Source organism: Actinomyces sp. W5033 (genome assembly GCF_051303165.1).
This window is the reverse complement of the sequence record NZ_JBPPGD010000005.1, coordinates 120,124-143,985: the sequence shown is the minus strand read 5'-3', so window position 1 is coordinate 143,985 and position 23,862 is coordinate 120,124. Positions and strand designations below refer to the sequence as shown.

Here is a 23,862-nt window from a genome sequence, read left to right as displayed (position 1 = left end):
GGCTGTGCCGTCCGCGCTCAGCCCGCGAGCTCTGCGGCCCGGCGCTCGAGGTCCTCGATACCGCCGATGTTGAAGAAGGCCTGCTCGGGGACGTGGTCGTAGTCGCCGTCGGCAATGCGCTTGAAGGCCTCGATGGTCTCCGACAGCGGCACCGTGGAGCCGGGCACGCCTGTGAACTTCTCGGCCATGTAGGTGTTCTGGCTGAGGAACTGCTCGATACGGCGGGCGCGGTTGACGGTGACCTTGTCCTCCTCAGAGAGCTCGTCCACACCGAGGATGGCGATGATGTCCTGCAGCTCCTTGTTCTTCTGGAGGATCGACTTGACCCGCGTGGCGACGTCGTAGTGCTCCTTGCCCACGAACTCGGGGGCCAGCAGGCGCGAGGAGGAGGTCAGCGGGTCAACAGCCGGGTAGATGCCGCGCGAGGCGATCTCACGGCTGAGCTCGGTGGTGGCGTCCAGGTGGGCGAAGGTGGTCGCCGGAGCCGGGTCCGTGTAGTCGTCCGCGGGCACGTAGATCGCCTGCAGGGAGGTGATCGAGTGCCCCCCGGCCGAGGTGATGCGCTCCTGGAGCTGGCCCATCTCGTCGGCGAGGTTGGGCTGGTAGCCGACGGCGGAGGGCATGCGGCCCAGCAGCGTGGACACCTCGGAGCCGGCCTGGGTGAAGCGGAAGATGTTGTCGATGAACAGCAGCACGTCCTGGTGCTGGACGTCTCGGAAGTACTCGGCCATCGTCAGTGCGCTCAGGGCCACACGCAGACGCGTGCCCGGCGGCTCGTCCATCTGGCCGAAGACCAGGGCCGTCTTGTCGAAGACACCCGCCTCGTCCATCTCGACGATGAGGTCGTTGCCCTCACGGGTGCGCTCACCCACGCCGGCGAACACGGACACACCTCCGTGGTTCTGGGCCACGCGCTGGATCATCTCCTGGATGAGGACCGTCTTGCCCACGCCGGCGCCGCCGAACAGACCGATCTTGCCGCCCTGGACGTAGGGGGTGAGCAGGTCGATGACCTTGATACCGGTCTCGAACATCTGCTCCTTGGCCTCGAGCTGGTCGAAGGCCGGGGGCTGGCGGTGGATGGGCCAGCGCTCAGTGACCTCAAGGGTCTCGCCCTCCTTGAGGTTGAGCACCTCGCCGGTGACGTTGAAGACGTGGCCCTTGGTGACGTCACCGACCGGCACGGTGATCGGCGAGCCGGTGTCACGCACCTCGGTCCCCCGCACCAGGCCGTCCGTGGGCTTGAGGGAGATGGAGCGCACGATGTTGTCGCCCAGGTGCTGGGCGACCTCGAGGGTGATCTCGTGGTCCTCGTCGCCCTCGCCGGTGCCCTTGACGGTGGTCTTGAGGGCGTTGTACATCGCGGGGATGGCGTCCGGCGGGAACTCGATGTCAACGACGGCGCCGATGATCCGGGTGATGCGCCCGGTGGCGGTGGTGGTCTCAGCCATGATGCGTTCTTCCGTGTCCGTGTGGGTGGGGCAGGGGGCCGTGGCTCCCATGTGGTCTGTGGCGGCTACTCGGCTCCCAGGGCGTCTGCCCCCGAGACGATCTCCGTGATCTCCTGGGTGATATCGCCCTGCCGGGCCGCGTTGGCCAGGCGCGTGTAGGTGTTGATGAGCTCCTCGGCGTTGTCTGTGGCCGTGTGCATCGCCTGCTGCCTGCTGGCGAGCTCGGAGGCGGCCGCCTGGAGCAGGGCGTTGCGGATGCGGCTGGAGACGTAGCGGGTGAGCAGGGCGTCGAGGACCTCCTCGGCGCTCGGCGCGAACTCGTAGATGGGCGAGGCGCCGCTGAGCTCGGCGCGCTGGCCCTCAGTGCCCGCGGCGATGTCCTCACGGTTGAGCTCGCCGGGACCATCAACATCGACAACCGTCAGCGGCAGCATGCGTCGGACCTCGGGCACCTGGGAGACCATCGACATGTAGCGGGTGAAGACGATGTGGACCTCGGCCACACCCCCGGCCTCCACTGGGGCGAGGAAGTACTCCAGCAGGAGCGTGGAGACCGAGTCAATGGCCTCCGGGCTGGGACGGTCGGACTCACCCGTCCAGGAGAACTCGACCGGCCGGCCGCGGAAGGCGAAGTAGGAGGCGGCCCGGCGCCCGGAGGTGAAGACCACCGGCTCCTTGCCCTCCTCGACGAGCTGCTCGATGAGCCGCTCGGCCTCGCGCAGGACGGTGGCCGAGTATGCACCCGCCATGCCGCGGTCCGAGGTGACGACGAGCACCGCCACCCGGGTGGTGTCCGTGCGCTCACGGGTGATGGGGTGGTCGAGGTGGGCGTAGGTGCCGACGGCGGCGACCGCCTGGCTCAGGGCGTGGTCGTAGGGACCCGCCTCCTGCGCATCGCGGCGCGCGGCACCGATCCGGGACGAGGCGATGAGCTCCATCGCCCGGAAGACCTTCTGAAGGGTCTGGGTGGACCGGATGCGCTGCTTGTAGACGCGCTGGTTGCCTGCCACGTCAGCCCCTCTTGCGGACGATCCGCTCGACCGTGCGCTCGGCGGGGACCTCGTCCTCCTCGGGGGCGACCTCGCCCGACAGCAGGCGGCCGCCGGCGGCGTAGGACGTGCGGAAGGCCTCGACGTCGGCGCGCAGGCGCTCCTCGGTGGCCTCGGTGAGCTGGCCGGTCTCGCGGATGGTGGCGAGCACGGTCGAGTTGCGGCGCAGGTAGCCCAGCAGGGCGTCCTCGAAGGGCAGGACCTCGGCCACCTCGAGGTCGTCGAGGTAGCCGTTGGTACCGGTCCACACGCTGACGACCTGCTCCTCAACGGGGTAGGGCGTGAACTGGGGCTGCTTGAGCAGCTCCATGAGGCGCTCACCACGGGTCAGCTGCTGGCGGGTGGCGGCATCGAGGTCGGAGGCGAACATCGCGAAGGCCTGCATGGAGCGGTACTGCGCGAGCGTGATCTTGAGCGTGCCGGCGACCTTCTTCATCGCCTTGACCTGGGCGGCGCCACCGACGCGGGACACAGAGATACCCACATCGACGGCGGGGCGCTGGTTGGCGTTGAACAGGTCGGACTGCAGGAAGATCTGGCCGTCGGTGATGGAGATGACGTTGGTCGGGATGTAGGCGGAGACGTCGTTGGCCTTCGTCTCGATGATCGGCAGGCCGGTCATCGAGCCCGCGCCGAGCTCGTCGGAGAGCTTGGCGCAGCGCTCAAGCAGGCGCGAGTGCAGGTAGAAGACGTCGCCCGGGTAGGCCTCGCGGCCCGGCGGACGGCGCAGGAGCAGCGAGACGGCGCGGTAGGCCTCGGCCTGCTTCGACAGGTCGTCGAAGACGATGAGCACGTGCTTGCCGGCGTACATCCAGTGCTGGCCGATGGCGGAGCCGGTGTAGGGCGACAGGTACTTGAAGCCCGCGGGGTCGGAGGCCGGGGAGGCGATGATGGTCGTGTACTCCAGGGCACCGCGCTCCTCCAGGGTCGCACGCACCGAGGCGATGGTTGAGCCCTTCTGGCCGGTGGCGACGTAGATGCAGCGCACCTGCTGGGCCGGGTCGCCGGTGTCCCAGGCGGCCTTCTGGTTGAGGATCGTGTCCAGGGCGATGGCGGTCTTGCCAGTCTTGCGGTCGCCGATGATGAGCTGGCGCTGGCCGCGGCCGACCGGGATCATCGAGTCGATCGCCTTGAGACCCGTCTGCAGGGGCTCGTGGACGGACTTGCGGGCCATGACGCCGGGCGCCTGGAGCTCGAGGGCTCGCCGGCCCTCGGAGGCGATGTCACCCAGGCCGTCGATGGGGCGACCGAGGGGGTCCACCACGCGCCCGAGGTAGCCGTCACCGACGGGAACGGACAGGACCTCGCCGGTGCGGCGCACGGTCTGTCCCTCGTCGATGCCGGTGAAGTCACCGAGGATGACGACGCCGATCTGGCGCTCATCGAGGTTCATGGCCAGGCCGGTGGTGCCGTCCTCGAAGGCCAGCAGCTCGTTGGCCATGACACCGGGAAGGCCCTCGACGTGGGCGATGCCGTCGGCGGCGAAGACGACGTGCCCAACCTCCTCGGCGGCGACCTCGGCGGGCGTGTAGGACTCGACGAACTCGTCGAGCGCGGAGCGGATCTCCTCCGGCCTGATGGTCAGCTCTGCCATCTGTCGTCTCCTTGTGGTGAGTGGATGCCGGTCGGCGGGGTGCGGCCCGGCGGGTGTCTGTGGGTGCGGTGGGCTCAGCCCACCAGGGCGCTGCGCAGCCCCAGGATGGCGGAGCGCACGGTGGAGTCGATGACGGTGTCACGGATGGTGACCTTGACCCCGCCGACCACCTGGGGGTCAACGAGGGTGTTGAGCTCGACCTCGCTGCCCACACGGTGGGCGAGCAGGGCGCTCAGGCGCTCCTCCTGGGCCGTGCTCATAGGCACCGCGGTGACGACGTCGGCGATGACCCGCTGCTGCATGGCGGCGGCCAGCGAGGCGACGCGGCGCAGGTTCGCCGGCACGCCGGCCTCGTTGTAGTGGCGCACGCACCAGGTGAGCAGGCTCAGCGCGGAGGCGCTCAGGTGCGCTGCGAAGACGCGGTGCGCCAGGCGCACACGCGACTCGGTATCGGTGCGGCGCGAGGGGTCGAGGGCAGTGCGCAGCTCGCGGTCACGGGTGAGGACCTGCGTGACGGCGAAGAGCTCCTGCTCGACGGCGCTGATCGTGCCGCCGGCGCGGGCACCGGACAGGACGGCCTCAATGCCGAGGTCGTGCAGGGCGCTGATGAGGTCCACGGGCCTCGACCAGCGTCCACGCACAAGCGCCTGGAGCAGCGCGACGACGCGCTCGTCCACCCGGCCGAGAAACAGCCGCGAGGCCAGAGCCGCCTTGTCCTCGGCCGAGCGCCCGGGGTCCGTCAGCGGCCCGCGCAGGCCGTGGACCGCGATCTGGTGGGCGACCTGGAGGATCTCCTCACCGAGCCTGAGCCCCTCCTCACCGGCGGCGAGCAGGACGGGGGTCCACGCCTGGCCCGCGGCGGCACGGGAGGCGGCGGTGCCGGTGTTCACCGGGCCTCCCCCGCGGCGCCGGAGGCCACCGTGGCGGACTGGGCGTCGAGCTCGTCGAGGAAGCGGTCGATGACACGGCTGGACAGCGCGGTGTCCGTCAGCTGCTCCCCGACGATCTTCTCGGCGAGGGTCGAGGCGAGAAGGCCGACGTCGGTTCGCAGGCTGATCTGGGCGGCCTGCTTGTCGGCCTGGATCTGGCGCCGGGCGGCCTCGAGGAGGCGGGCAGCCTCCCCCTGGGCCTCGGCGCGCGCGGCGGCGACGATCTCCTTGGCCTCGGCCTGGGCGGACTCACGCAGGGAGGCCGCCTCGTGACGGGCCTCCTCAACGATCCGGGCGGCCCTGAGCTCAGCGTCCTTCTGCTCCCCCTTGACCTTCTCGGTCAGGGCGAGGCCCTCCTCGATGGTCCGGGTGCGCTCGTCGAGCACTGCGGTGAAACGGGGCAGGGCGTGCCTCATGAGCACGACAGCGATGAGCGCGACGGCGACCGTTCCCCAGATGAGGTCCGGCAGGTGGGGGATGAACAGGCCGATGCCCTCGGGCGCACCGCTGGCCGGGAGCACGGTGGCGAGCACGGGGCCCGCGGTAGCGATGGTCACGGCGGGACCTTCGGTCAGAAGACGAAGCCGGCGGCGAAGCCGAGCAGGCCGAGGGCCTCGATGAGGGCGGCACCGATGAACATGTTGGTGCGCAGCGCACCGGCGACCTCGGGCTGGCGGGCGGTGCCCTCCTGGGTCTTGGACACGACCATACCGATGCCCAGGGCGGGGCCGAGGGTGGCGAGGCCGTAGCCGATGACGGTGATCGAGCCGGTGATGGTCATGGTGTCTCCTTGTGGTGGTGGCGCCTAGGGGGCGGGAGGGTCGTGGTGGTTGTCAGCCGGCTGGCTGCCGGGCGGGTAGAGGGTCTCGCCAGGTCAGTGGACGTGGACCGAGGACTCGATGTAGACGGCGGTCAGCAAGGTGAAGATGTAGGCCTGCAGGGCGGCGATGAAGGACTCCAGCAGGATGAAGGCGATCCCGGCCGCGAGGGTGACGACCCCAACGGCCTTGAGCTCGGCGGAAGCGTAGACGAAGAGGAAGTTCGTGCCGATGAAGCACAGGCTCAGCAGCAGGTGACCGGAGATCATGTTGGCCATGAGTCGGATGGTGAGGGTCAGCGGGCGCAGCAGCAGGTTCGACAGGAACTCGATGGGGATGATGAGGGGGGCGAGGAAGCCGGGGACGCCGGAGGGCAGCAACGTGCCCTTGAGGAAGCGGCCGACCCCGTTGGCGCGCACGCCCGCGTAGATGAACACGACGTAGGACACGAGGGCGAAGACCAGCGGCATGCCGACGACGCCGGTGGAGGCGATCTGCAGGCCCGGGATGACCCCGGAGATGTTGAGGAACAGGAGCCCGAGGAACATCGTGGTGAGCACGGGGGCGTACTGGGCGCCGTACTTCTTGCCGAGGATCTCCTCGGCGATGTTGACACGCACGAAGTCGATCATCATCTCGAGGACGTTCTGGAGGCGCCCAGGCACGAGCCGGGCGCGTGAGGCGCCGACCCCAAAGAGGAGCACGAGGGCCACCGCCATGATCATGCGGACCATCATGACCCGGTTCATCTCGAGCGGGGTGCCGAGGAAGGCGAAGGGCTCGGGGTAGAAGTCGTCGATCGACGGCGGTGTGAAGCCACCGGCGTCGGACATCGGCAGGCGGGAACCGACGGACACCGTCAGACCCGCTGCGAGGCTCGCGCTCGTGATCACCAGACCTCCTTGTTGATGGGGCGCCGTCGCCTCCCGGGGCGGCCCACGGCAAACCATATCCTAGGTCGCAGGTCCCCGTGCGACGAGGTCAGACCTCACGTCCGCACGGCCTCAGTCCTCGTGGCGGGTGACAGGCTCGACCGTCAGGGCCCGGCCGGCCGTCAGTGTGACGACCTCGACACCGGTGACGGCCAGCAGGACCAGGGCCAGGGGCACGAAGAACCACAGCGGGGCGATGGAGTCGCGGTGCGGCCCGAGCAGGAGCACGACCCCGGCCATGACAGCGACCTTGCCCACGAAGGACAGCATGACGCCGCTGGAGGCGAGCAGGGGGTAGCGGTCCCACGGCACCCACAGGGCAAGGGACGTCAGGGCGGTGATGGCCGCCCCGGCCCCAGCCCCCCACAGTGCGCCGACCCAGGCAGGTCCCCCGGCCACGGCCCCTGCGACGAGGCTGAGGACGGTGAGGGCGGCCCCCACGAGAACCACCCTCAGGGCGGCGGTGCGGAAGACCTGCGCGTGGGTCTGGGCCACGGCACGCGGGGCACGGCTCACGGCTCCTCCTCGTGGGTGTGCCCGGCTGAGGTGGGCCGGCCGGCCGCCCGCCCGCCGCGCAGGACGCGGCGCACGCCGGGCATGAGGTCCGCGGTGACCAGCAGGGCGGCGAGGGCGGCCGCGACGGCGCCCACGGCGACCTGCTGCCAGGGCAGGAAGGCCAGGGCCGCCGCGGGGAAGGAGACAGCCGCGGCCCACACGTACATGACGAGCACGGCCCGGCGGTGGGAGTGGCCGGCGGCCAGCAACCGGTGGTGCATGTGCATGCGGTCGGGGTGGAAGGGGCTGTGCCCGGCACGGGTGCGCCGCACGACGGCCATGACCATGTCCGTCAGGGGCAGCAGAAGGACGGCCAGGGGCAGCAGCACGGGCAGGAACACGGGCACGGCGGTGGTGCCCTCGAAGGTCGCCGGATCGACCTGGCCGGTGACGATGATGGTCCCGGCCGCGGAGATCAGCCCGAGCTGCATGGAGCCGGAGTCGCCCATGAAGATCGTCGCCGGGTGGAAGTTGTGCGGCAGGAAGCCCAGGCACACGCCGATGAGGGCGGCGACGACGGTGGCGGCCAGCGAGGTGTAGGACTCCGGCGAGGTGGTGCGGGTGAGCACGTACACGTAGGCGAAGAAGGCCACCGCGCCGATGCCGATGATGCCGGCGGCCAGCCCGTCGAGCCCGTCGACGAAGTTGACGGCGTTCATCGCCACAACCACCACGAGGACGGTGGAGACGAGGGACAGTCGCGAGGAGCCGATGGTGAGCCCTCCGACGGGGAAGGTGATGAGCTGGACACCCTGCCAGGCCATGAGCCCGGCGGCCAGGACCTGCCCGGCGAGCTTGGTCATCCAGTCCAGGTCCCACAGGTCGTCCACGACGCCCAGCAGGCACACGACCCCCGCGCCGATGACCACGGCCCAGGCGGAGGCGTCGATAGAGGCCTGCAGGTAGGGCACACGGGAGGCCAGGGTGATGGCGGTGGCGAAGCCGACGAACATCGCCACACCACCGAGCCTGGGGATGGGGACGGTGTGCACGTCGCGGGCGCGCACGGGGGTCAGGGCGTTGGACACGAGCGCCACGTGCCGCACGACGGGCACGGTGACGTAGGTGACCGCGGCGGCGATGAGCAGGACGAGGAGGTAGACCTTCACGCGCGCGCTCCCCCGCTCGCAGGTGCCGGGGCGGCGGCGCCGGTCGCCGCGAGGACGGGCTCGAGCACGGCGGCGAGCCGGGCGCGAGGGATGACGCCCTCACGCAGGACGAGGGGGGCGAGGGCGTGCTCCCCGGCCAGGGAGACGATGGTCGAGGGCACGGGCCCCGGGGTGGGGCCGCCGTCGAGCAGGAGGATGTCCGCCCGTCCCAGGGGGCCGGCCTGCCGCCCGGCGTCGGTGACGCGGCCGGGGAAGGCGGCGCGTCCTGAGGCGGCGTCCGTGGCGGGGGACTCACCGGTGGCGTTGGCGCTGGTGACGGCCATGGGCCCGACCTCTCGCAGGAGCGCGAGGGCGAGGGGGTGGTCGGGCATCCGCAGGGCGAGGGTGCCGTGGGTCTCGCCCAGGTCCCAGCCGAGCCCGGGGGCGGCGTCGAGCACGAGGGTCAGGGCCCCGGGCCAGCAGGCCTCCATAAGGGCGCGGGCAGTGGCCGGGACACCGGCGACCAGGCCGTCAAGCTGCTCCGGGCCGGCGACGAGGACAGGGGGCGGCATCTGGCGTCCACGCCCCTTGGCGTCGAGCAGACGACCAACAGCCTGTGCGTCACCTGCGAGGCAGCCGATGCCGTAGACCGTGTCCGTCGGCAGCACGAGCAGTCCTCCGGCACGCAGGTGCTGCGCGCCACGGGCGAGGGCGGGGGCGCTGAGTCGGGGGTCCACATCCCTCATCCTCCCACGACGCCGGCGCCCAGGGCCGCACCGACCTACAGGCTCAGCCGTCGCAGCAGGAGCGCTGCGGCACCGTCCTGGGCGGGCGCCTCCCACACGACCAGGACGTCGCCGTCGGACAGCAGGACGAGGTCGGAGTAGCCGAAGGGGCCCTCGTCGACGGACGCCAGGGGGACCCAGGCCCCCTCGGCGGTGCGCAGGCTCAGACGGCCGGCGCGGCGTGAGGAGGGGTCGGAGGCGTGTGACAGCAGCGCCCGGCCGCCAGGCAGGGCGATGAGCCCGGCGTTGCAGCCGGGGTCGGGCACCTGCGTCTCACGCTGGGCGGGGCACCAGGTGGCGCCGCCGTCGGCTGACACGCTACTTAGGCGGGTGCCGCCGTAGGTGGCGTCGCGGGCGCTCATGAGCACGGTGGCGCCGTCGAGGGCGGCGACGGCGTGCTCGTCGGTGCCGCTGGTGCGTGCGCCCCCGGCCAGGGAACGGCCCGGCTCGGCGACGACGGGCACCGGCCCGCCCAGGCGCCAGGTGGCGCCGTCGTCGTCGGACAGCAGGCACAGTGAGCGCATGAGGACGTCACCGGTGGGCGTGGGGGGCTCGGCGGCGACGACGGGGACGATGAGGCGCCCGGCGCCGGGGCCCGAGGCGAGGACGGCGCCGTGGCCGGAGGCGAGGACGGCGCCGTGGCCGGAGGCGGGGAACAGGACGCAGCCGTGGGCGAAGGCCTCGCCGGGCAGGCACAGGTCGGTGAGGTCGCGCCAGTGCCAGGTGGTGCCGGCGTCGCGGCTCGTGGCGTGCAGCAGGCGCAGGGTGCCGGCCTCGGGCTCCTCGCCCGCCTGCCAGGTGCGTGTGGGCACGTGGGCGCCGAAGAGGCCGACGTCGGTGCAGGCGGCGGCAAGCAGGTGCAGCGTGCCGGTGGGTGCGGCCAGCACGACGGGATCGGACAGGCCCACAAGGCCCGGCAGGACCGCTTCCGGCGGGGCCAGCGGCACAGGGGCGCCCCAGGTGGTGCCGTCGTCGTCGCTCACGCGCAGCCACAGGGAGTTCGGGTTGGGCAGGTCCCCCGGCAGGGCGCCGCCGCTGGAGCGCCAGGCGCCGGAGGCCTCGGGCACCGGCCTGAGGTCGTGGACGAGCAGCAGACGACCGCTCGCCGGGTGGCGCGCGATGCCCGGCACGCGCAGGGCCGCTGCGGCCGTGGAGCGCCCGGTGGGCAGGTCGGCGGCGGTCAGGACGGTCACGGCCCCGGGCCCGGCGGGCCCCGAGGGTGCTGCTGGTGCTGCGGGGGAGGCGGAGGCCTCGGTCATGGTCGGTTCCTCAGGTTGTCAGGCACTGTCAGACGATACGGCGGGCGGCCGCCCAGCGGGTGAGCTCGTTGCGGTTGGACAGCTGGAGCTTGCGCAGCACGGCGGAGACGTGGGTCTCGACCGTCTTGACGGAGATGAACAGCTCGCTGGCGCACTCCTTGTAGGTGTAGCCGCGGGCAATGAGCCGCATGACCTCGCACTCGCGCCGGGAGAGGCGGTCGAGCTCGGAGTCGGCGACGGCGACCTCCCCGGCTCCCGAGCCGAAGGCGTCGAGGACGAAGCCGGCCAGGCGCGGGGAGAAGGCGGCGTCCCCCGCGGCGACGCGGCGCACCGCCTGGGCGAGGTCCTCGGCGGAGATCGCCTTGGTGACGTAGCCACGGGCCCCTGCCCGGATGACGCTGACGACGTCCTCGCTCGCGTCGGACACGCTCAGGGCGAGGAAACGGGTGGCGGGCACGTCGTGGCAGGAGGCGACAACCTCTGCCCCTCCCCCGCCACTGCCTCCGGGCAGGTGGACGTCCAGCAGGACGACGTCCGGGACGAGGGCGTGGACCGCGGCGACGGCGCCCTCGACGTCGTCAGCCTCGGCGACGACCTCGAGGTCGGGGGCGTTGAGGTCGAGCTCGGCGCGGACCCCCGCGCGCACGAGGGCGTGGTCATCGACGACGATGACGCGAAGGCGGCGGGCAGGGACGGCCGGGGACGGGCTTGACGGGGCGGCGACGCTCATGCTGCTCCTGAGGGGGTGGTCGGGACCGAGGGGGGTGTCGAGAGGGCTGAGAGGTCCGGGCGGGCGGGCAGGTCGAGGTGGACCTCGGTGCCCGCCGCCAGGCGGCGGATGGTCGCGGTGCCCCCGTGGCGTCTGAGTCGTCCCACGATGGACTCGCGCACGCCGTGACGGTCCGCCGGGACGGCGTCGGCCTCCTCAAGGCTGAAGCCGGGGCCGCGGTCTCGCACGAAGACCTCGAGCCGCTCGCCGCTCATCTCGGCGTAGACGCTCACGGGCGGCGCCCCGTGCTTGACCGCGTTGGTCAGCGCCTCACGGGCGGCGGCGACCACCACCTCGGTGTCGCGGTCCGGTGCCCGGTCGCCGACGACGACGAGCCCGACCTCCACCCCGTAGCGGTCCTCGACCTCCCCCACGAGGTCGCGCACGGCGTCGGCCGCGGAGGTGCCGACGGCGGGGCGGTCCGTGTAGAGCCAGGTCCGCAGCTCACGCTCCTGGGAGCGGGCCAGGCGGGCGACAGTCTCCGGCTCGTTCGCACGCCGACGGATGAGTGTGAGGGTCTGGAGGACCGAGTCGTGCAGGTGCGCGGCGATATCGGCCCGCTCGGCCTCACGGGCCTCAGCGGCACGCGCCCTGGCCACGGCGCGGCTGGCGGACAGCCACACGGGAGCGAGCACCAGGCCGACGCCGAGGATGAGGGCCCCGCCGGTGAGCAGGCCGGTGAGCAGGACGCGTGGAGGCGTGTCCGCGGCGAGCCACAGGAGGATCCCGACGGCGGTGAGCACGACGCCGCCGGCCAGGCGTAGCACGGCGCCGTGCTCGCGGTCGGGGCCGACAACCGCCTCGACCTGGGACCAGACGAGGGCTGCGCCGGCGCCGCTGACGAGCACGGGCAGGAGCACGGCGCCGGGGTGCAGGAGCCCGTCGCGCCAGGCGAGGGCGAGCAGGGCGGCGGCAAGGAGGGCCCCGCCGCCCAGGAAGGTGGCCTGGCGCGGGCTCAGTCGGCTGGCGCCGCCGGTGGTCTGCAACCGGGCGGCCAGACGCGCCTGGGCGGGCGGGACGCGTCCGGCGGCCTCAGCCCAGGGGTCGCCGGTGGGCACGAGCCCCCACAGCAGCAGGTACAGGACCAGGCCCGCGCCCCCGGCGAGGGCCGCGAGCGCGAAGCAGGCGCGCACGAGGGCGACGCTGGCGCCCAGGTGCGCTGCCACGCCGGCGCACACGCCGGCGAGGAGCCGTCCCGGGCGGGGCTCGCGCAGCAGGGGCGCGGGGGCGGGGTAGCGCGGTGGGCGGCGCAGGGGCAGCCGTCCGGGCGCTCCTGTGGCCGGCGCCCCGGGGGCGGCGGCCACAGGGCCCTGCGCACGCACAGGTCCCGCGGTTGTCCTCATGGGCCTATCGTGTCACGCGCTCAGGGGGACGGCGCCGTCACCGGGGACGGACCAGGGACGGTTCAGGGTGTCCCCCCATCGTCCCGGGGCGGTGGCGGGCGTGAGCATGGGGACATGGACACCACCTCGCTCCCCACCCCCGGGCAGGACGATGCTCCCGCACAGCCCGGTCCCGCACAGCCCGGCTCGTACCAGCGGCCGTTCCAGACGTCGTACCAGGCGCCGTACCAGCAGCACCAGGGCGGTGCCGGCTACCAGCACAGGGGCCCGTACCCCCCGGACGCCGACGGCCCCTCGGTCAGAAGGGGCCCGCTGCGGTCCTTCTTCGCCTCGGTGCGCCGCACCGGCCTGTTCCGCTCACAGGAGCGGTGGGTCGCAGGCGTAGCCGGCGGGCTCGCCCGGCGCCTGGACCTCGACCCGGTGCTCGTGCGCTGCGTGTGGGTCGTGCTCATGATGTTCTCCGGCCTGGGCCTCGTGCTCTACGGCCTGGCCTGGGCACTCCTGCCTGAGGAGCACGACGGCCGGATCCACCTCGAGCAGGTGGCCAGCGGTGACATCAGTGCCGGGCTCGCCGGCGCGGTCGTCGCCTTCATCACCGGTTGCGGCCTGGGCGGGCGCGGCCTGTTCCCCGTCGGGACCTTCCAAGGCTGGAGCACCTTCTCCTACAGCGGGTTGTCCACCACGGTGTTGTGGACCGGGATCATCGTGCTCGTGCTGTGGGCGCTGACGAGGCGGCACCAGGCACCTCAGGCACCGCAGCCGGGTGAGGCGCACGCGGCACCGCAGGCACCGCACGCCGGCACCCCGGAGGGCACTGCGGGCGCTGCGCACGCTGGCGCCACCTTCACCGCGCCCACGACGCCCGTGGCCGCCTCGACCGCGGCCGCGCCCGTCTGGCAGGCCCCCGCCCCGCCTCGGCAGCGGGTGCCCGGCCCCGGCCGGACCCTGAGCCTGCTGGTCCTGGCTCTCGTGATGTTCTCCCTGGCCGCTGTTGGCTGGGCCACCACCTCCGGGCGCCTGGGTCCCCTGAGCGCGCTCGTCGCCTGCGCAGGGGTGCTCACGAGCGTCCTCGGCGCCGGCGTCGTCATCAGCGCCTTCCTCGGACGACGCGGGGGGTGGATGTCCGTGTTCGGTTTCATGACCCTCATGGCCACCGTGCCGTCCCTCGCCGTCGGCTCCGTCATCGGCTCCGTCGGCGCCCTCAACGGGCCCGTACCCCACCACGCGGTCAGCGTCGTCGTCACCGACGCCATGGTCGCAGGCTCGGGCGGGCACCTCGACCTGGGAGGCTACGGAGTCGGCAGCGTCACCATCGACCTCACCGGTCTGTCCGCCCAGGCGGCCCGAGGGGCCACCATCGGTGTGTCCGTCGGCGCCGGCGAGGTGGTGGTGCGCACCCACCAGGGGCAGGCCGTGACGGTCAACGCCCAGGTCGGGGCCGGAGAGGTCAGTGGCGACCTCGCCGAGGCGTGGCAGTCCACCGGTGTTGAGCAGCAGCACAAGGGCTACGCCTGGGCACCTGGCCACCTCGTGGACGGCCAGCGCCTGGTGGAGACCCGCCTGCACGCCGACGGCCTCGAGGTGCGCGCGTCAATGTCCTCCCCCGCCGCCCAGGCCGGCGGCACGGCCGAGGGCGTCCAGGTCCGTGCCCGCGTCGGTGCCGGCAGTGTCAGGGTGGCCGAGCGGCACAACGAGGTCACCTGGTCCGGCTGGGTGTACGACTCCTACTGGGTCATCGACTCCTGGCGCGAGCCGGAGGGAGGCGAGCACGACGGCAGCGAGCTGCCCGTGCCCGGCATGACCTTCCCCGCCGTGTCCTCCGATGACGTGTCGCAGTGCACCGGGCAGATTGCCGACGAGCGTGCCGACGACCTCGTCGAGCAGGACGAGCCCCTGTGGGGGTGGGGTCCTGAGAACCTCGGTGACATGCCGCAGGCGGTGCGCGCCCAGGTTGACGCCTGCGTCCTGAGGAAGATCGAGGAGCACAGGAGACAGCTGCCGCACGACGCCGGCCAGCAGGCTCCGCCCGCCACCCCGACGCCCACCGCCACCCCGGCGGAGGCGACCACCACCCCGTGACCACACGCAACGACGCCGGACGACGCTGACAGGAGACACAAGCATGAGCACCACACCCACCTCCTCACCCACCGAGCCCACTGAGCCCACCGAGGCCCTCCCGGTCACCGAGCCCACCGAGGCACCGGCCGCTCCCGCCGAGCCCCTTGGCCAGCGCCTGAGGGCCGCGCAGACCGGGCCCACCGAGGCCACGGCTGCCTTCACGCGCCCCGCGCCGAGCGCACATGTGGTCGATGGCGTGTGGTCTGCCTCCAGCGCGCCCACGCCGCAGACCCCGCGCGTGGCACGGCCGTGGACGCTCAGCTGGGGAGTGGCGCTCGTGAGCACCGGGCTCATCACCCTGCTCATCGCCCTGGGCGCGCACATCAACCTCGCCACCGCCGGCATCATCGTTCTCGGAGCGCTCGGGGTGCTCCTGCTCGTGCTGGCGCTGCTGCCCCAGCGTGGGGGCTCAGGCTCCCCACGGGACTGAGCCCCGCCCACCGGCCACGGCCAGCACGGGGCCGTCCTCGCCAGTGGTGAGGACGGCCCCGTGTCTGCTCACTGCCCGGTCACTGCCCCTGGCGCGAGCCGTAGACGATGGCGGTGCGCACGCGCTCGGCGGCAGCGGCGCCGAGCAGGTGCTCGACGAGCGCCAGGCCGAGGTCCGTCGCCGTCGCCATGCCCCGGCTGGTGATGAGGTTGCCGTCCACCACGACACCCTCCTCACTGACCTCGACACCCTGCTCAGCCAGCACGTGCATGAATCCCGGGTTCGCCGTCGCTCGGCGCCCGCGCAGCAGGCCCAGCTCTGCCGGCACCGACGGGGCGGCGCAGATGGCTGCCAGCGGCTCCCCGGCCTCCAGGCGCCGGCGCAGCTCGCGGGTCACAGCCTGCGAGGCGCGCAGGTTCGGGGTGCCCGGGATCCCACCGGGCAGCATCACGAGGTCATAGGCCGCCAGGTCCACGTCCTCCAGCAGCACGTCGGCGAGGAAGGTGACGCGGTGCGAGCTCGTCACCTCCAGCGAGCCGCCCACGGCCACCAGGTCCGTGCGCACACCGGCCCGGTACAGGACGTCCACGACGGCCAGCGCCTCGACCTCCTCCAGACCCGGGGCGACGAGGACGGCGACCGTCTGGTCAGTGGCGAGGGCGTCGGGCGTGGGCATGCTTCCTCCTGGCGGTGGCGACGGCCTCGATCGTAGCCCTCGGTCCACGGAGGCGGGCAGAGCCAGCCGTCGCAGCGGCGTCGGGCAGAGCCAGTCACAGCGCCACCGCTACTCGCTGCGCAGAGCCTCCACCGGGTCCTCACGGGCCGCCCTGCCCGAGGGGATGAGCCCGGCAAGCACGGTCAGGCCCACGGAGATGAGCACGAGCACCACCCCGGCGGTCACCGGCAGGTGGGCGATCGGGTAGACCCCGAAGCGCGCCTCCACCAGGGCGTTGGCCGGGACCGACGCCGCCACCGTCACCCCCACGCCCAGCAGGCCCGCCAGCAGCCCCTCGATGACCGTCTCGGCGTTGAACACGTGGCGCACGTCCGAGCGCGAGGCTCCGATCGCCCGCAGCACGCCGATCTCCTTCTTGCGCTCCAGGACGGAGATATACGTGATGATCGCGATCATGATGCTCGAGACCACGAGGGAGATGGCGACGAAGGCGATGAGCATCCAGGAGATGACGTTGACGATGCGTGTCACCGAGCTCATGAGGGTGCCCACGAGGTCCGAGTAGGTGATGACGCGCTCCTCCTGGCCGGCGGCCACGGCGTCGCGGTTGTAGTCCTCGAGGATGGTCTTGACCGCGTCCTTGTCCTCGAAGGACGCGGGGTAGATGTCGATCCGGCTGGGTGAGTCGAGGTCCGCCCAGCCCAGGGAGGCCAGGTTGCCCTCATAGGTGGGCACCGTCCTCGTCATGAGCGTGGACATGAGGGCGGCGAGGTCCTGCTCGTCCATGCTCGGCCGGAACGCCGCGGCGAAGGCCTGCTCGTCGATGCTCATGGCCGAGGACATGGAGGTGGCCAGCTGCTCCATGGCCTTGTCGATCTGGGTGCTCAGGGCCGTCTGGACCGAGGTCATCATCTGGCTCATCGCCGTGGTCACCGTCGCCGTCAGGCGGCTCGACAGCAGGTCCCCGACGGCGCCCGACAGCCGGCTGCCCAGCTGGGAGGCGATCTGGGTCCCGATGGCCGTGGCGGCCCGCTGGGACACGTCCGTGGCGACGGCGGACATGGCCGGGTCCTGCCCCAGCGCGCCCAGCAGCCGCTCGGTGAGCAGGGCGGAGTCGATGGAGGCCGCGGCCGCGTCACGCAGGGGCTGGGCGTTGTCCGGTCCGTCCGGCCGGGAGGGGTCGGCGGGCATCGCCAGGTAGGTGGTGACGAGCTCCCAGACGCTGCGGTCGGGGGTCGAGGGGTCGGCGATGTCGGCCTGCACCTGGTCCTGGACCCAGCGCAGCAGCCCGTCGGTGACGGTGATGGCAGCGGTGGCCATCTGCTGTGCGGCGTCGGGCCGGATGACGCCGTCGGCACCCAGTGCCTGGGTGATGACCGCCTGGTAGTCAACCTCCGCCAGCTGCGGGTAGCGCGCCGAGATGTCGGTGAGGTCCAGGCTGGACAGGTCCACGCCGCTCATGTCCACCGCGCCCACGCTGGAGGTGTCGAGGGCGGACAGGTCGATGCCCGACATGTCCAAGGAGGGCAGGTCGAGCGAGGCGGGCCCCACACCCGACATGTCGAGCCCGGAGAGCTCGAGCTGGAAGGCGTTGGGGTCGATCGTGAAGGCGGCCTGGAGGGCGGAGCCGTCGATGGTGAACAGGGAGGACATGTCGAAGGAGGTGGCGCCCTCACCGGAGGCGAGGTCCTCGAAGGTGCGGCCGGTGAAGACGTCGGTGCCCGGACGCGCGACCTGGTCCTGCACGATCCGGGAGGCGGCCGCCTCCTGGATGACCTGCTGGGTGAGGGCGGGGGTGTAGTACAGGCCCTGACCCAGCAGCGCCGAGTCGTCATTGGCGCGCACGACGCCGACGACCGTCAGGCGCTGGCCCTCGGCGACGAGCCCGCGCATGACACCGGTGTCCTCGGAGTGGTCGGTCCACACCCGGTAGGTCTCGTCGTAGGTGTAGCGGTCGCTGGCGGCCACACGGGAGAAGCTGCGGCCGATGACGTCCGCGTAGGTGTAGCTGCGCACCTCAGCCAGGCCCTCAACGTCCTCGGGGGCCTCGCCGGCGGCGTAGCGCTCCATGAGCGCGTCGAGCTCGGCGTGGTCCCTCAGGCCCAGGGTGTACTCGAGCAGGTCATCCATCCGCCCGGACCCGGGCAGCACAAGGACGAGCTCATCGGCCGCCTGGGGCCAGTGGCCGGAGACGACGTCGTAGCTGCTCTCGTACAGGCCGGAGACGACAGGCAGCTGGTGGAAGGCGTCCACGTTCACCAGGGAGGAGAACATGCTGCCGCTTCCCATGGCCTGGCTCATGCGGGCGAAGGCCTGCTCGGGGTGGAGCTGGACGACGTCGTCCGAGGTGTCCGTCCGGTAGATCTGAGGGGTCGTGTTGTAGGCGTACTCGATGGCCCTCGTGTGGGCGCTGATCCTCCCGCCGTCGCGCTCGAGGAAGGCCTTGAGGGAGGTGAGGTCGTTGGAGCTCTGGGAGTCCATGGTGGCGGTGAAGCCGGGCCGCGTGAGGATGGTGCCCTGTGCGGCGGCGTCATCGTCAGCGCCCGTGGTGAGCACGGAGGTCATGTCGAAGCCGGTGACCTGGATGCTCAGGGGGTAGGAGGACAGGGTCTCCTCCTCGGTGCGGGCGATGTAGGCGTTGACGCCGTTGGCCAGCGCGAGGATCATCGCGATGCCGATGATGCCGATGGACCCCGCGAAGGAGGTCATGAGGGTGCGGCCCTTCTTCGTCATGAGGTTGTCGAAGGACAGGGCGAGGGCGGTGAGGGGACCCATGCGGGTGCGGCGCGGTTCCTTGGCGGCACGCAGCGGCTCGGTGGCGGGGTCCAGGGGGCGCGAGTCGGAGCGCACCCGCCCGTCCGCGAGCTCGACGATGCGGGTGGCGTACTCGTGGGCGAGCTCAGGGTTGTGGGTGACCATGATGACCAGGCGGTCCGAGGCGACCTCGCGCAGCAGGTCCATGACCTGGACGCTGGTGGCGGAGTCGAGGGCCCCGGTGGGCTCGTCGGCCAGCAGGATCTCGGGGTCGTTGATGAGGGCCCGGGCGATGGCGACGCGTTGCATCTGCCCGCCGGAGAGCTGGTTGGGCCGCTTGTGGACGTGCTCGGCCAGCCCCACCCGCTCGAGAGCCTCGAGGGCCCGACGGCGGCGCTCGCCGCGCCGGACACCGGAGAGGGTCAGGGCCAGCTCGACGTTGGCCAGGACGCTCTGGTGGGGGATGAGGTTGTAGGACTGGAAGACCAAGCCGATGCGGTTGTTGCGGTAGGTGTCCCAGTCACGGTCCTTGTAGTCGTGGGTGGACACGCCGTCAATGACGAGGTCGCCCGAGTCGAAGTGGTCGAGCCCGCCGATGACGTTGAGCATCGTCGTCTTGCCGGAGCCAGACTGTCCCAGGACCGCCACGAACTCGTTGTCCCGGAAGGCGAGGGTGACGCCGTCAAGGGCCGTCTGCGTGAGGGAGGCCGTGCGGTAGGCCTTGGTGACGGAGCGCAGCTCGAGCACGGTGCTTCTTCCGCAGTGGTCAATAAAGCTGGTCCCCAGCCTACGGGTGCGGGAGGCCAGGTGACCCCCGCGCTCCGCCCACAGCGGACGCGGCGGGGTCAGTCCCCCAGGGCTGCCCAGGACAGGAAGTCCGTGGTGGCCGTGAGCGCGGACTCCAGCCGCGCCCCCTCGAAGCCGTGCGCGGCGCCGCTCACGCGCTCCAGCCGCGCGTCGGGCAGCAGGGCGGCGGCCTCCTCGGAGACGGCAAGGGGCACGGTGCGGTCCTGCTCACCGTGGACGAGCAGGACGGGAGCCCTGAGCCGACGCAGCGCCGCCTGAGGGTCGAGGTCCCAGGAGTCGAGGGCGTAGCGGCCTGCGAGCACCACGTCCACGCCCTCCACGCGGGTGGTGAAGCGCTCGGGGACCGCCGCCCGGCTGCCGAAGCGTGTGCGCACGTGCTCAGGGGCGCGCAGCGCCGGGTACCACAGGGCCAGGGCGGCGACGCCCGCGGGGGCCTGGGCGGCGGCGAGCACGGCGATGAGTCCTCCCTGGCTGCGGCCCATGAGGACGGTGCGCGAGGCGTCCACACCGGGCCAGCCGACCGCGGCGGCGCGCAGCGCGGCGACGTCGGCGAGCTGGGTGAGGGGGCTGAGCGAGGTCGTCGGCCCGGCTGCCGCTCCCCCGCCACAGCGCAGGGTGGGGGCGACGGCGACGAAGCCCGCCTGCGCGAGCCGACGCGCGAGCGGCGCGGTGCGCAGGCCCGACTCGTTCATGCCGTGCAGGCAGATGGCCAGGGGCCGGCCCACCCCGCTGGCCCCGGCGGGGCGGTGGACGTAGGCCTCGAGCCCGGTGCCGGCCCCGTCCCGGGCGCCGGCGCTCACGCTCACGCGCACCGTCGTGCTCACGACCTCGCCCATGGCACCGCCCCGCTCACCGGTGCTGCTGCTCGCGCTCACCCGTGGTGCTCCCCGCCCACCGCGACCGGGCCGGCCAGGCGCCCGTCCACGGGGAGAGCGACGCCCTCCAGGCGCAGCAGCCAGGCCTTGCGCTCACTGCCGCCGGCGTAGCCGGTGAGGGAGCCGTCGGCCCCGAGGACGCGGTGGCAGGGGACGATGACGCTCACCGGGTTGCGGGCGACGGCGCCGCCCACGGCCCGGGCGGCGCACCGCCGGCCGGTGCGGGCCTCGAGGTCCCGCGCCAGCCCGCCGTAGGTGCGGGTGCTGCCCCGGGGGAGGGTGAGCAGCTCGTCCCACACGAGGTGCTGGAAGCGCGTGCCGGGGGCGGCGAGCGCCGGGCGGGGGCCGGGGTCGCGTCCGGCGAAGTAGGCGTCAAGCCAGGCGAGTGCCTGGGCCAGGACCGCCCAGGCACCGCCGTCGGCAGCACCGCCTGTGCCGGGCGCACCATGAGCACCGCCTCCGGATCGGGCCGCCTGAGGCCCCTGGGCGGCGTCGGGCCCGCCGAGGGCTCGGGCGTCGGTGCCCAGACCGGCCCGGTCATGGCGCTGGCCATCGAACCAGCAGCCGGTCAGGACCCCCTCGGCACGCTGCGGTCCCGCCACGGCGGCCAGCGTCATGGGACCCAGGGGCGAGTCGTAGGAGACGGTGACGGTGCGCGGCACAGGTGCTCCCTCCTGGCGGTGCGGGGCGGTCCCTGGCCGATGCTACTGGACGGTCCCCACGTGCCACGACCGGTGGCGGGGCCTCGGGACGCAGGCCGGGGCCGTCGGCGGATAATGGGCCCGGCCGTCACCGCCGTCCCCGCGCCCTGGAGAACCATGTCCCCCACCGTCCTCGTCTTCCACCCGCACCGTCAGGCCTCGCGCGTCAACGCCGCCCTGGCTGCCAGCGCCGAGGCCGCCGGTGCCCAGGTGCGCTACCTCTACGACCTCTACCCGGACTTCCAGATCGACGTCGCTGCTGAGCAGGCCGTCCTCGAGGTCTGAGCCGGCCGTTGCCCTCGCGCCGCCCGCCTCAGCCCTGGCGGGCCGGCGCGACCCACCGGTCGCCCACGGCCAGCAGGGCCGGCAGGACGAGGAGGATGAGCAGGACGGCGCTGAGCGCGCCGACGGAGATCGTCTGGCAGATCTGGCCGACGGCCGGGTTCTCGAAGAGCCACCCGAGCGCGCCGGTCACGAGGACCATGATGAGACCGCTGGTGAGCACCGTGTGGATGGCACCGTCGTAGGCGCCCGCGAGGGAGGCGACGACGCCCTCGGTGCGCCGGTGCTGACGGTAGTAGGTGGTCAGGACGATGGCGTAGTCGATGGTGGCCCCCATGAGGATGCACTGCACGACGAGCATCGCCAGGTAGTACATGGAGCCAGCCACGAGGCCCGAGGCGGCCACGGTCACGAGCACACCGCACTCGACGAGCAGGACGAGGACCGCCGGCACCACGAGTGAGCGGAAGGTCAGGGCGACGATGACGAAGACCGCCAGCGCCGTCAGCAGGCTGATGCGCAGGTTCTCCGAGGCGAAGCCAGACTGCATCTGCCACACCATGACGGAGGGGCCGACGCTCCAGTGACCGCCGTCCAGGGCCTGGTCGGCACGCGAGCTGAGCTCCTCGATAAAGGCCGTCGTCTCAGGGCTCTCCTCCGGCAGGCCGGTGGTGATGACCATGCGGGAGTGGGACCGCCCGACGAGCGCGGCACGGGCGCGGTCCGCCTCGGCGCTGGCCTGGGCGAGCGCGGTGACCTGCTCCTGGCTCACGTGCCCGGCGTAGACGGGGTCCGTGAGCACGGTGGAGGTGACGTAGGTGAGCAGCGCGTCCGTGCTCATCGTCCACCCCTCCTCCACGGCGGTGGCAGCCGCCCGGTGGAGGTAGAGCGCCTCCAGGGTGGCGGCGTCCACGCCCGGCCCGGCCACGGCCGCAGCGGCCGCCTCGTCCAGGACCACTCCCTGTCCGGCGGCGGCCGCCTGCGCCTGGGCGACCTGGATCCGGGTGAGGGCGGCGGCCATCTCCTCGGGGGTGAGCCCGGCCGTGAGCAGGTCGGGGTCGATGAGCCCGGCGGCCGCGGCGTCGTCGAGCTGGGAGAGCCCGGCCAGGGCGGCGGCCTGGTCCTCGTCGAGCGTAGGGGACGTCCCCTGTCCCCCGGCCTGAGCGGCCTGCAGCTGGTCGGCGTAGGCGGCGAGCTGCGTCACGCTCATCGTGCCGGCCTCACCGCCGTGGTAGCGGTAGTAGATGAGGGCGAGGGACTGCTGGTCCAGGGAGGGGACGCCGTCGGGACGCGCCCGGGAGGCGAGGGAGGCATGCATCTGCTCGACGGTGAGCGGGGCACCGAGGGTGGTGCCGTAGCCCTGGACGGAGCGGACCCGGGCCTCGGCGGCGAGCTGCTGGCCGAGGGCCGTGGCGGCGTCCTCGTCCTCGTTGGAGTAGACGAGGACCACCTGGTTGTCCTTGGCGAAGACCTCGGCGACGGCGTCGTCGCGCCCGAGCGTGTAGGAGGTGGTGACCTGCCCCTGGGCGAGGCCGGCGCCGGCGAGCAGGACGACGAAGACGGCGACGACCCCCCAGCGGCCCCGGTGCTCGGCGCGGGCCAGGCCGCCCAGGTGGGGCTCGAGGAAGGGCTTGGCGGTGCGGGTGATGAGGCCGTCGCACCAGATGAGCAGCGCCGGCAGGAGGGTCAGGACGCACAGCAGGGAGATGAGCACGCCCTTGGCGAGCACGATCCCGAGGTCCGCGCCGACTCGGAAGCTCATGAGGGTGAGCATGAGCAGGCCGGCGAAGGTCGTCAGCGAGGCGGAGGAGACGACGGCGAAGGCCTTGGCCAGGGCCGTCCTCATCGCGGCGGCGGTGGCGCCCGCCTCGGCGTCGGTTCCCGCCTGCCGCTGTGCCTGGCGCTCCTGGCGGTAGCGGTTGGCCAGGATGATCGAGTAGTCCATCGACAGCACCATCTGCAGTATGCCGGCGATGGAGTGGGAGACGTCCGAGACCTGGCCCTGGATGACGTTGGTGCCCATGTTGATGACGACGGCGACCCCGACGGTCAGGAGGAAGAGCAGCGGCTCGATCCAGGAGGCGCACATGAGCATGAGGATGACGACAGCCATGGCGACGGCCGCCACGAGGACCCACAAGGGAACCTCGGAGGCGTTGGAGGGGTTGTCCGTGCTCCACACGAGGCCGGAGGACGCCTGGGCGTCGAGGGCGTCGGTGACCCGGGTGTAGGCCTCGGAGTCGTAACCGCCGTCAATGCTCAGGACGTAGAGGCAGGCGGTGTCCCCGCCCACCTGGGCCACGTGGTACCCGTCCTCGGCGGTGTCAACAGCGCTCACACCGTCGATGGCGGCCAACCGCCCGGCGACGGCCGCCCGCTGCGCCTCGGTGGCGGGGCCGGTGACCATGACGCGCACGCTCGCCGTCTCCTGCTGCGCACCCCACTCGGACTCCATCACCCGCATGCCCACGCGCATCTGGGAGTCGTCGGGCAGGAACTCGCGATGGTCGGTGATGACGTCGACGCGTGGGATGAGCAGGGCGGTCGCCACCGTGAGGAGCGCGAGGAGGGCGACAACGACGCGGCGGTGGTCGACGACGAGTGAGGCGAGCTTGGCGAGCACGGGGCCTCCTGAGGGCAGTAC

General features: G+C 72.4%; 21 protein-coding genes. 3 read left to right on the top strand and 18 right to left on the bottom strand.

Going from position 1 to position 23,862, the window contains the following annotated elements; genetic code table 11:
* Positions 1–17: 17 nt before the first annotated feature.
* The 13 genes from atpD to ACSJJR_RS04925 form a co-directional block, all read right to left on the bottom strand.
* Positions 18–1,451 (bottom strand): F0F1 ATP synthase subunit beta, encoded by a 1,434-nt coding sequence (gene atpD / locus ACSJJR_RS04985; RefSeq protein ID WP_435942383.1) that lies wholly within the window; start codon positions 1,449–1,451, stop codon positions 18–20.
* Between the two features lie 65 nt (positions 1,452–1,516).
* Positions 1,517–2,461: a F0F1 ATP synthase subunit gamma gene (locus tag ACSJJR_RS04980; RefSeq protein ID WP_435942382.1), complete on the bottom strand. Its 945-nt coding sequence runs from the start codon at positions 2,459–2,461 to the stop codon at positions 1,517–1,519.
* A 1-nt stretch (position 2,462) separates the two neighbouring features.
* The gene (atpA, locus tag ACSJJR_RS04975; RefSeq protein WP_435942381.1) at positions 2,463–4,094 is read right to left on the bottom strand and encodes a F0F1 ATP synthase subunit alpha; all 1,632 of its coding nucleotides are present in this window, start codon (positions 4,092–4,094) and stop codon (positions 2,463–2,465) included.
* A 74-nt stretch (positions 4,095–4,168) separates the two neighbouring features.
* A complete protein-coding gene (atpH, locus tag ACSJJR_RS04970; protein WP_435942379.1) occupies positions 4,169–4,984 on the bottom strand; it encodes an ATP synthase F1 subunit delta in 816 nt (271 codons plus the stop codon).
* On the bottom strand, positions 4,981–5,580 hold the full coding sequence (locus ACSJJR_RS04965) for a F0F1 ATP synthase subunit B (protein WP_435942378.1): 600 nt from the start codon (positions 5,578–5,580) through the stop codon (positions 4,981–4,983). Before ACSJJR_RS04965 ends, atpH begins: the two co-directional genes overlap by 4 nt.
* A 14-nt stretch (positions 5,581–5,594) precedes the next feature.
* The gene (atpE, locus tag ACSJJR_RS04960) at positions 5,595–5,798 is read right to left on the bottom strand and encodes an ATP synthase F0 subunit C (RefSeq protein WP_435942448.1); all 204 of its coding nucleotides are present in this window, start codon (positions 5,796–5,798) and stop codon (positions 5,595–5,597) included.
* Positions 5,799–5,897: 99 nt separating this feature from the next.
* Positions 5,898–6,734 (bottom strand): F0F1 ATP synthase subunit A, encoded by an 837-nt coding sequence (atpB, locus tag ACSJJR_RS04955; protein WP_435942377.1) that lies wholly within the window; start codon positions 6,732–6,734, stop codon positions 5,898–5,900.
* 111 nt (positions 6,735–6,845) lie between these two features.
* Positions 6,846–7,289: a hypothetical protein gene (locus tag ACSJJR_RS04950; RefSeq protein ID WP_435942376.1), complete on the bottom strand. Its 444-nt coding sequence runs from the start codon at positions 7,287–7,289 to the stop codon at positions 6,846–6,848.
* Positions 7,286–8,437 carry an MraY family glycosyltransferase gene (locus ACSJJR_RS04945; protein ID WP_435942374.1) on the bottom strand — a complete coding sequence of 384 codons (1,152 nt, stop codon included), beginning with the start codon at positions 8,435–8,437 and terminating at the stop codon, positions 7,286–7,288. The genes ACSJJR_RS04950 and ACSJJR_RS04945 overlap by 4 nt, the downstream gene beginning before the upstream one ends.
* Entirely contained in the window at positions 8,434–9,162 is a 729-nt protein-coding gene (locus tag ACSJJR_RS04940) for an L-threonylcarbamoyladenylate synthase (RefSeq protein ID WP_435942373.1), read from the bottom strand. Before ACSJJR_RS04940 ends, ACSJJR_RS04945 begins: the two co-directional genes overlap by 4 nt.
* Positions 9,163–9,197: 35 nt before the next feature.
* Entirely contained in the window at positions 9,198–10,460 is a 1,263-nt protein-coding gene (locus ACSJJR_RS04935) for an exo-alpha-sialidase (RefSeq protein ID WP_435942372.1), read from the bottom strand.
* A 28-nt stretch (positions 10,461–10,488) separates the two neighbouring features.
* On the bottom strand, positions 10,489–11,190 hold the full coding sequence (locus tag ACSJJR_RS04930; protein ID WP_435942371.1) for a LuxR C-terminal-related transcriptional regulator: 702 nt from the start codon (positions 11,188–11,190) through the stop codon (positions 10,489–10,491).
* On the bottom strand, positions 11,187–12,572 hold the full coding sequence (locus ACSJJR_RS04925) for a PspC domain-containing protein (RefSeq protein ID WP_435942370.1): 1,386 nt from the start codon (positions 12,570–12,572) through the stop codon (positions 11,187–11,189). Before ACSJJR_RS04925 ends, ACSJJR_RS04930 begins: the two co-directional genes overlap by 4 nt.
* A gap of 114 nt (positions 12,573–12,686) precedes the next feature.
* Between ACSJJR_RS04925 and ACSJJR_RS04920 the strand changes: the two genes are divergently transcribed.
* Both ACSJJR_RS04920 and ACSJJR_RS04915 read left to right on the top strand, forming a co-directional pair.
* On the top strand, positions 12,687–14,651 hold the full coding sequence (locus tag ACSJJR_RS04920; RefSeq protein WP_435942369.1) for a PspC domain-containing protein: 1,965 nt from the start codon (positions 12,687–12,689) through the stop codon (positions 14,649–14,651).
* A 43-nt stretch (positions 14,652–14,694) separates the two neighbouring features.
* Complete coding sequence (locus tag ACSJJR_RS04915) at positions 14,695–15,123, top strand: hypothetical protein (RefSeq protein WP_435942368.1); 429 nt, start codon at positions 14,695–14,697, stop codon at positions 15,121–15,123.
* A gap of 79 nt (positions 15,124–15,202) precedes the next feature.
* Here the strand turns inward: ACSJJR_RS04915 and ACSJJR_RS04910 are convergent, their stop codons facing one another.
* From ACSJJR_RS04910 to ACSJJR_RS04895, 4 genes are all read right to left on the bottom strand, one after another.
* The gene (locus ACSJJR_RS04910; RefSeq protein WP_435942367.1) at positions 15,203–15,799 is read right to left on the bottom strand and encodes a DJ-1 family glyoxalase III; all 597 of its coding nucleotides are present in this window, start codon (positions 15,797–15,799) and stop codon (positions 15,203–15,205) included.
* 108 nt (positions 15,800–15,907) lie between these two features.
* A complete protein-coding gene (locus tag ACSJJR_RS04905) occupies positions 15,908–19,300 on the bottom strand; it encodes an ABC transporter ATP-binding protein/permease (RefSeq protein ID WP_435942366.1) in 3,393 nt (1,130 codons plus the stop codon).
* Positions 19,301–19,398: 98 nt separating this feature from the next.
* Entirely contained in the window at positions 19,399–20,235 is an 837-nt protein-coding gene (locus ACSJJR_RS04900; RefSeq protein ID WP_435942365.1) for an alpha/beta hydrolase family protein, read from the bottom strand.
* Positions 20,232–20,897, bottom strand: coding sequence for a methylated-DNA--[protein]-cysteine S-methyltransferase (locus ACSJJR_RS04895; protein WP_435942364.1), 666 nt, complete (start codon positions 20,895–20,897; stop codon positions 20,232–20,234). Before ACSJJR_RS04895 ends, ACSJJR_RS04900 begins: the two co-directional genes overlap by 4 nt.
* A 156-nt stretch (positions 20,898–21,053) precedes the next feature.
* On the opposite strand from ACSJJR_RS04895, the gene ACSJJR_RS04890 reads away from it, so the two are divergent.
* Positions 21,054–21,221: a hypothetical protein gene (locus ACSJJR_RS04890; RefSeq protein ID WP_435942363.1), complete on the top strand. Its 168-nt coding sequence runs from the start codon at positions 21,054–21,056 to the stop codon at positions 21,219–21,221.
* 28 nt (positions 21,222–21,249) lie between these two features.
* Here ACSJJR_RS04890 and ACSJJR_RS04885 read toward each other — a convergent pair whose 3' ends face one another.
* On the bottom strand, positions 21,250–23,841 hold the full coding sequence (locus tag ACSJJR_RS04885; RefSeq protein ID WP_435942362.1) for an MMPL family transporter: 2,592 nt from the start codon (positions 23,839–23,841) through the stop codon (positions 21,250–21,252).
* Between the last annotated feature and the right edge of the window lie 21 nt (positions 23,842–23,862).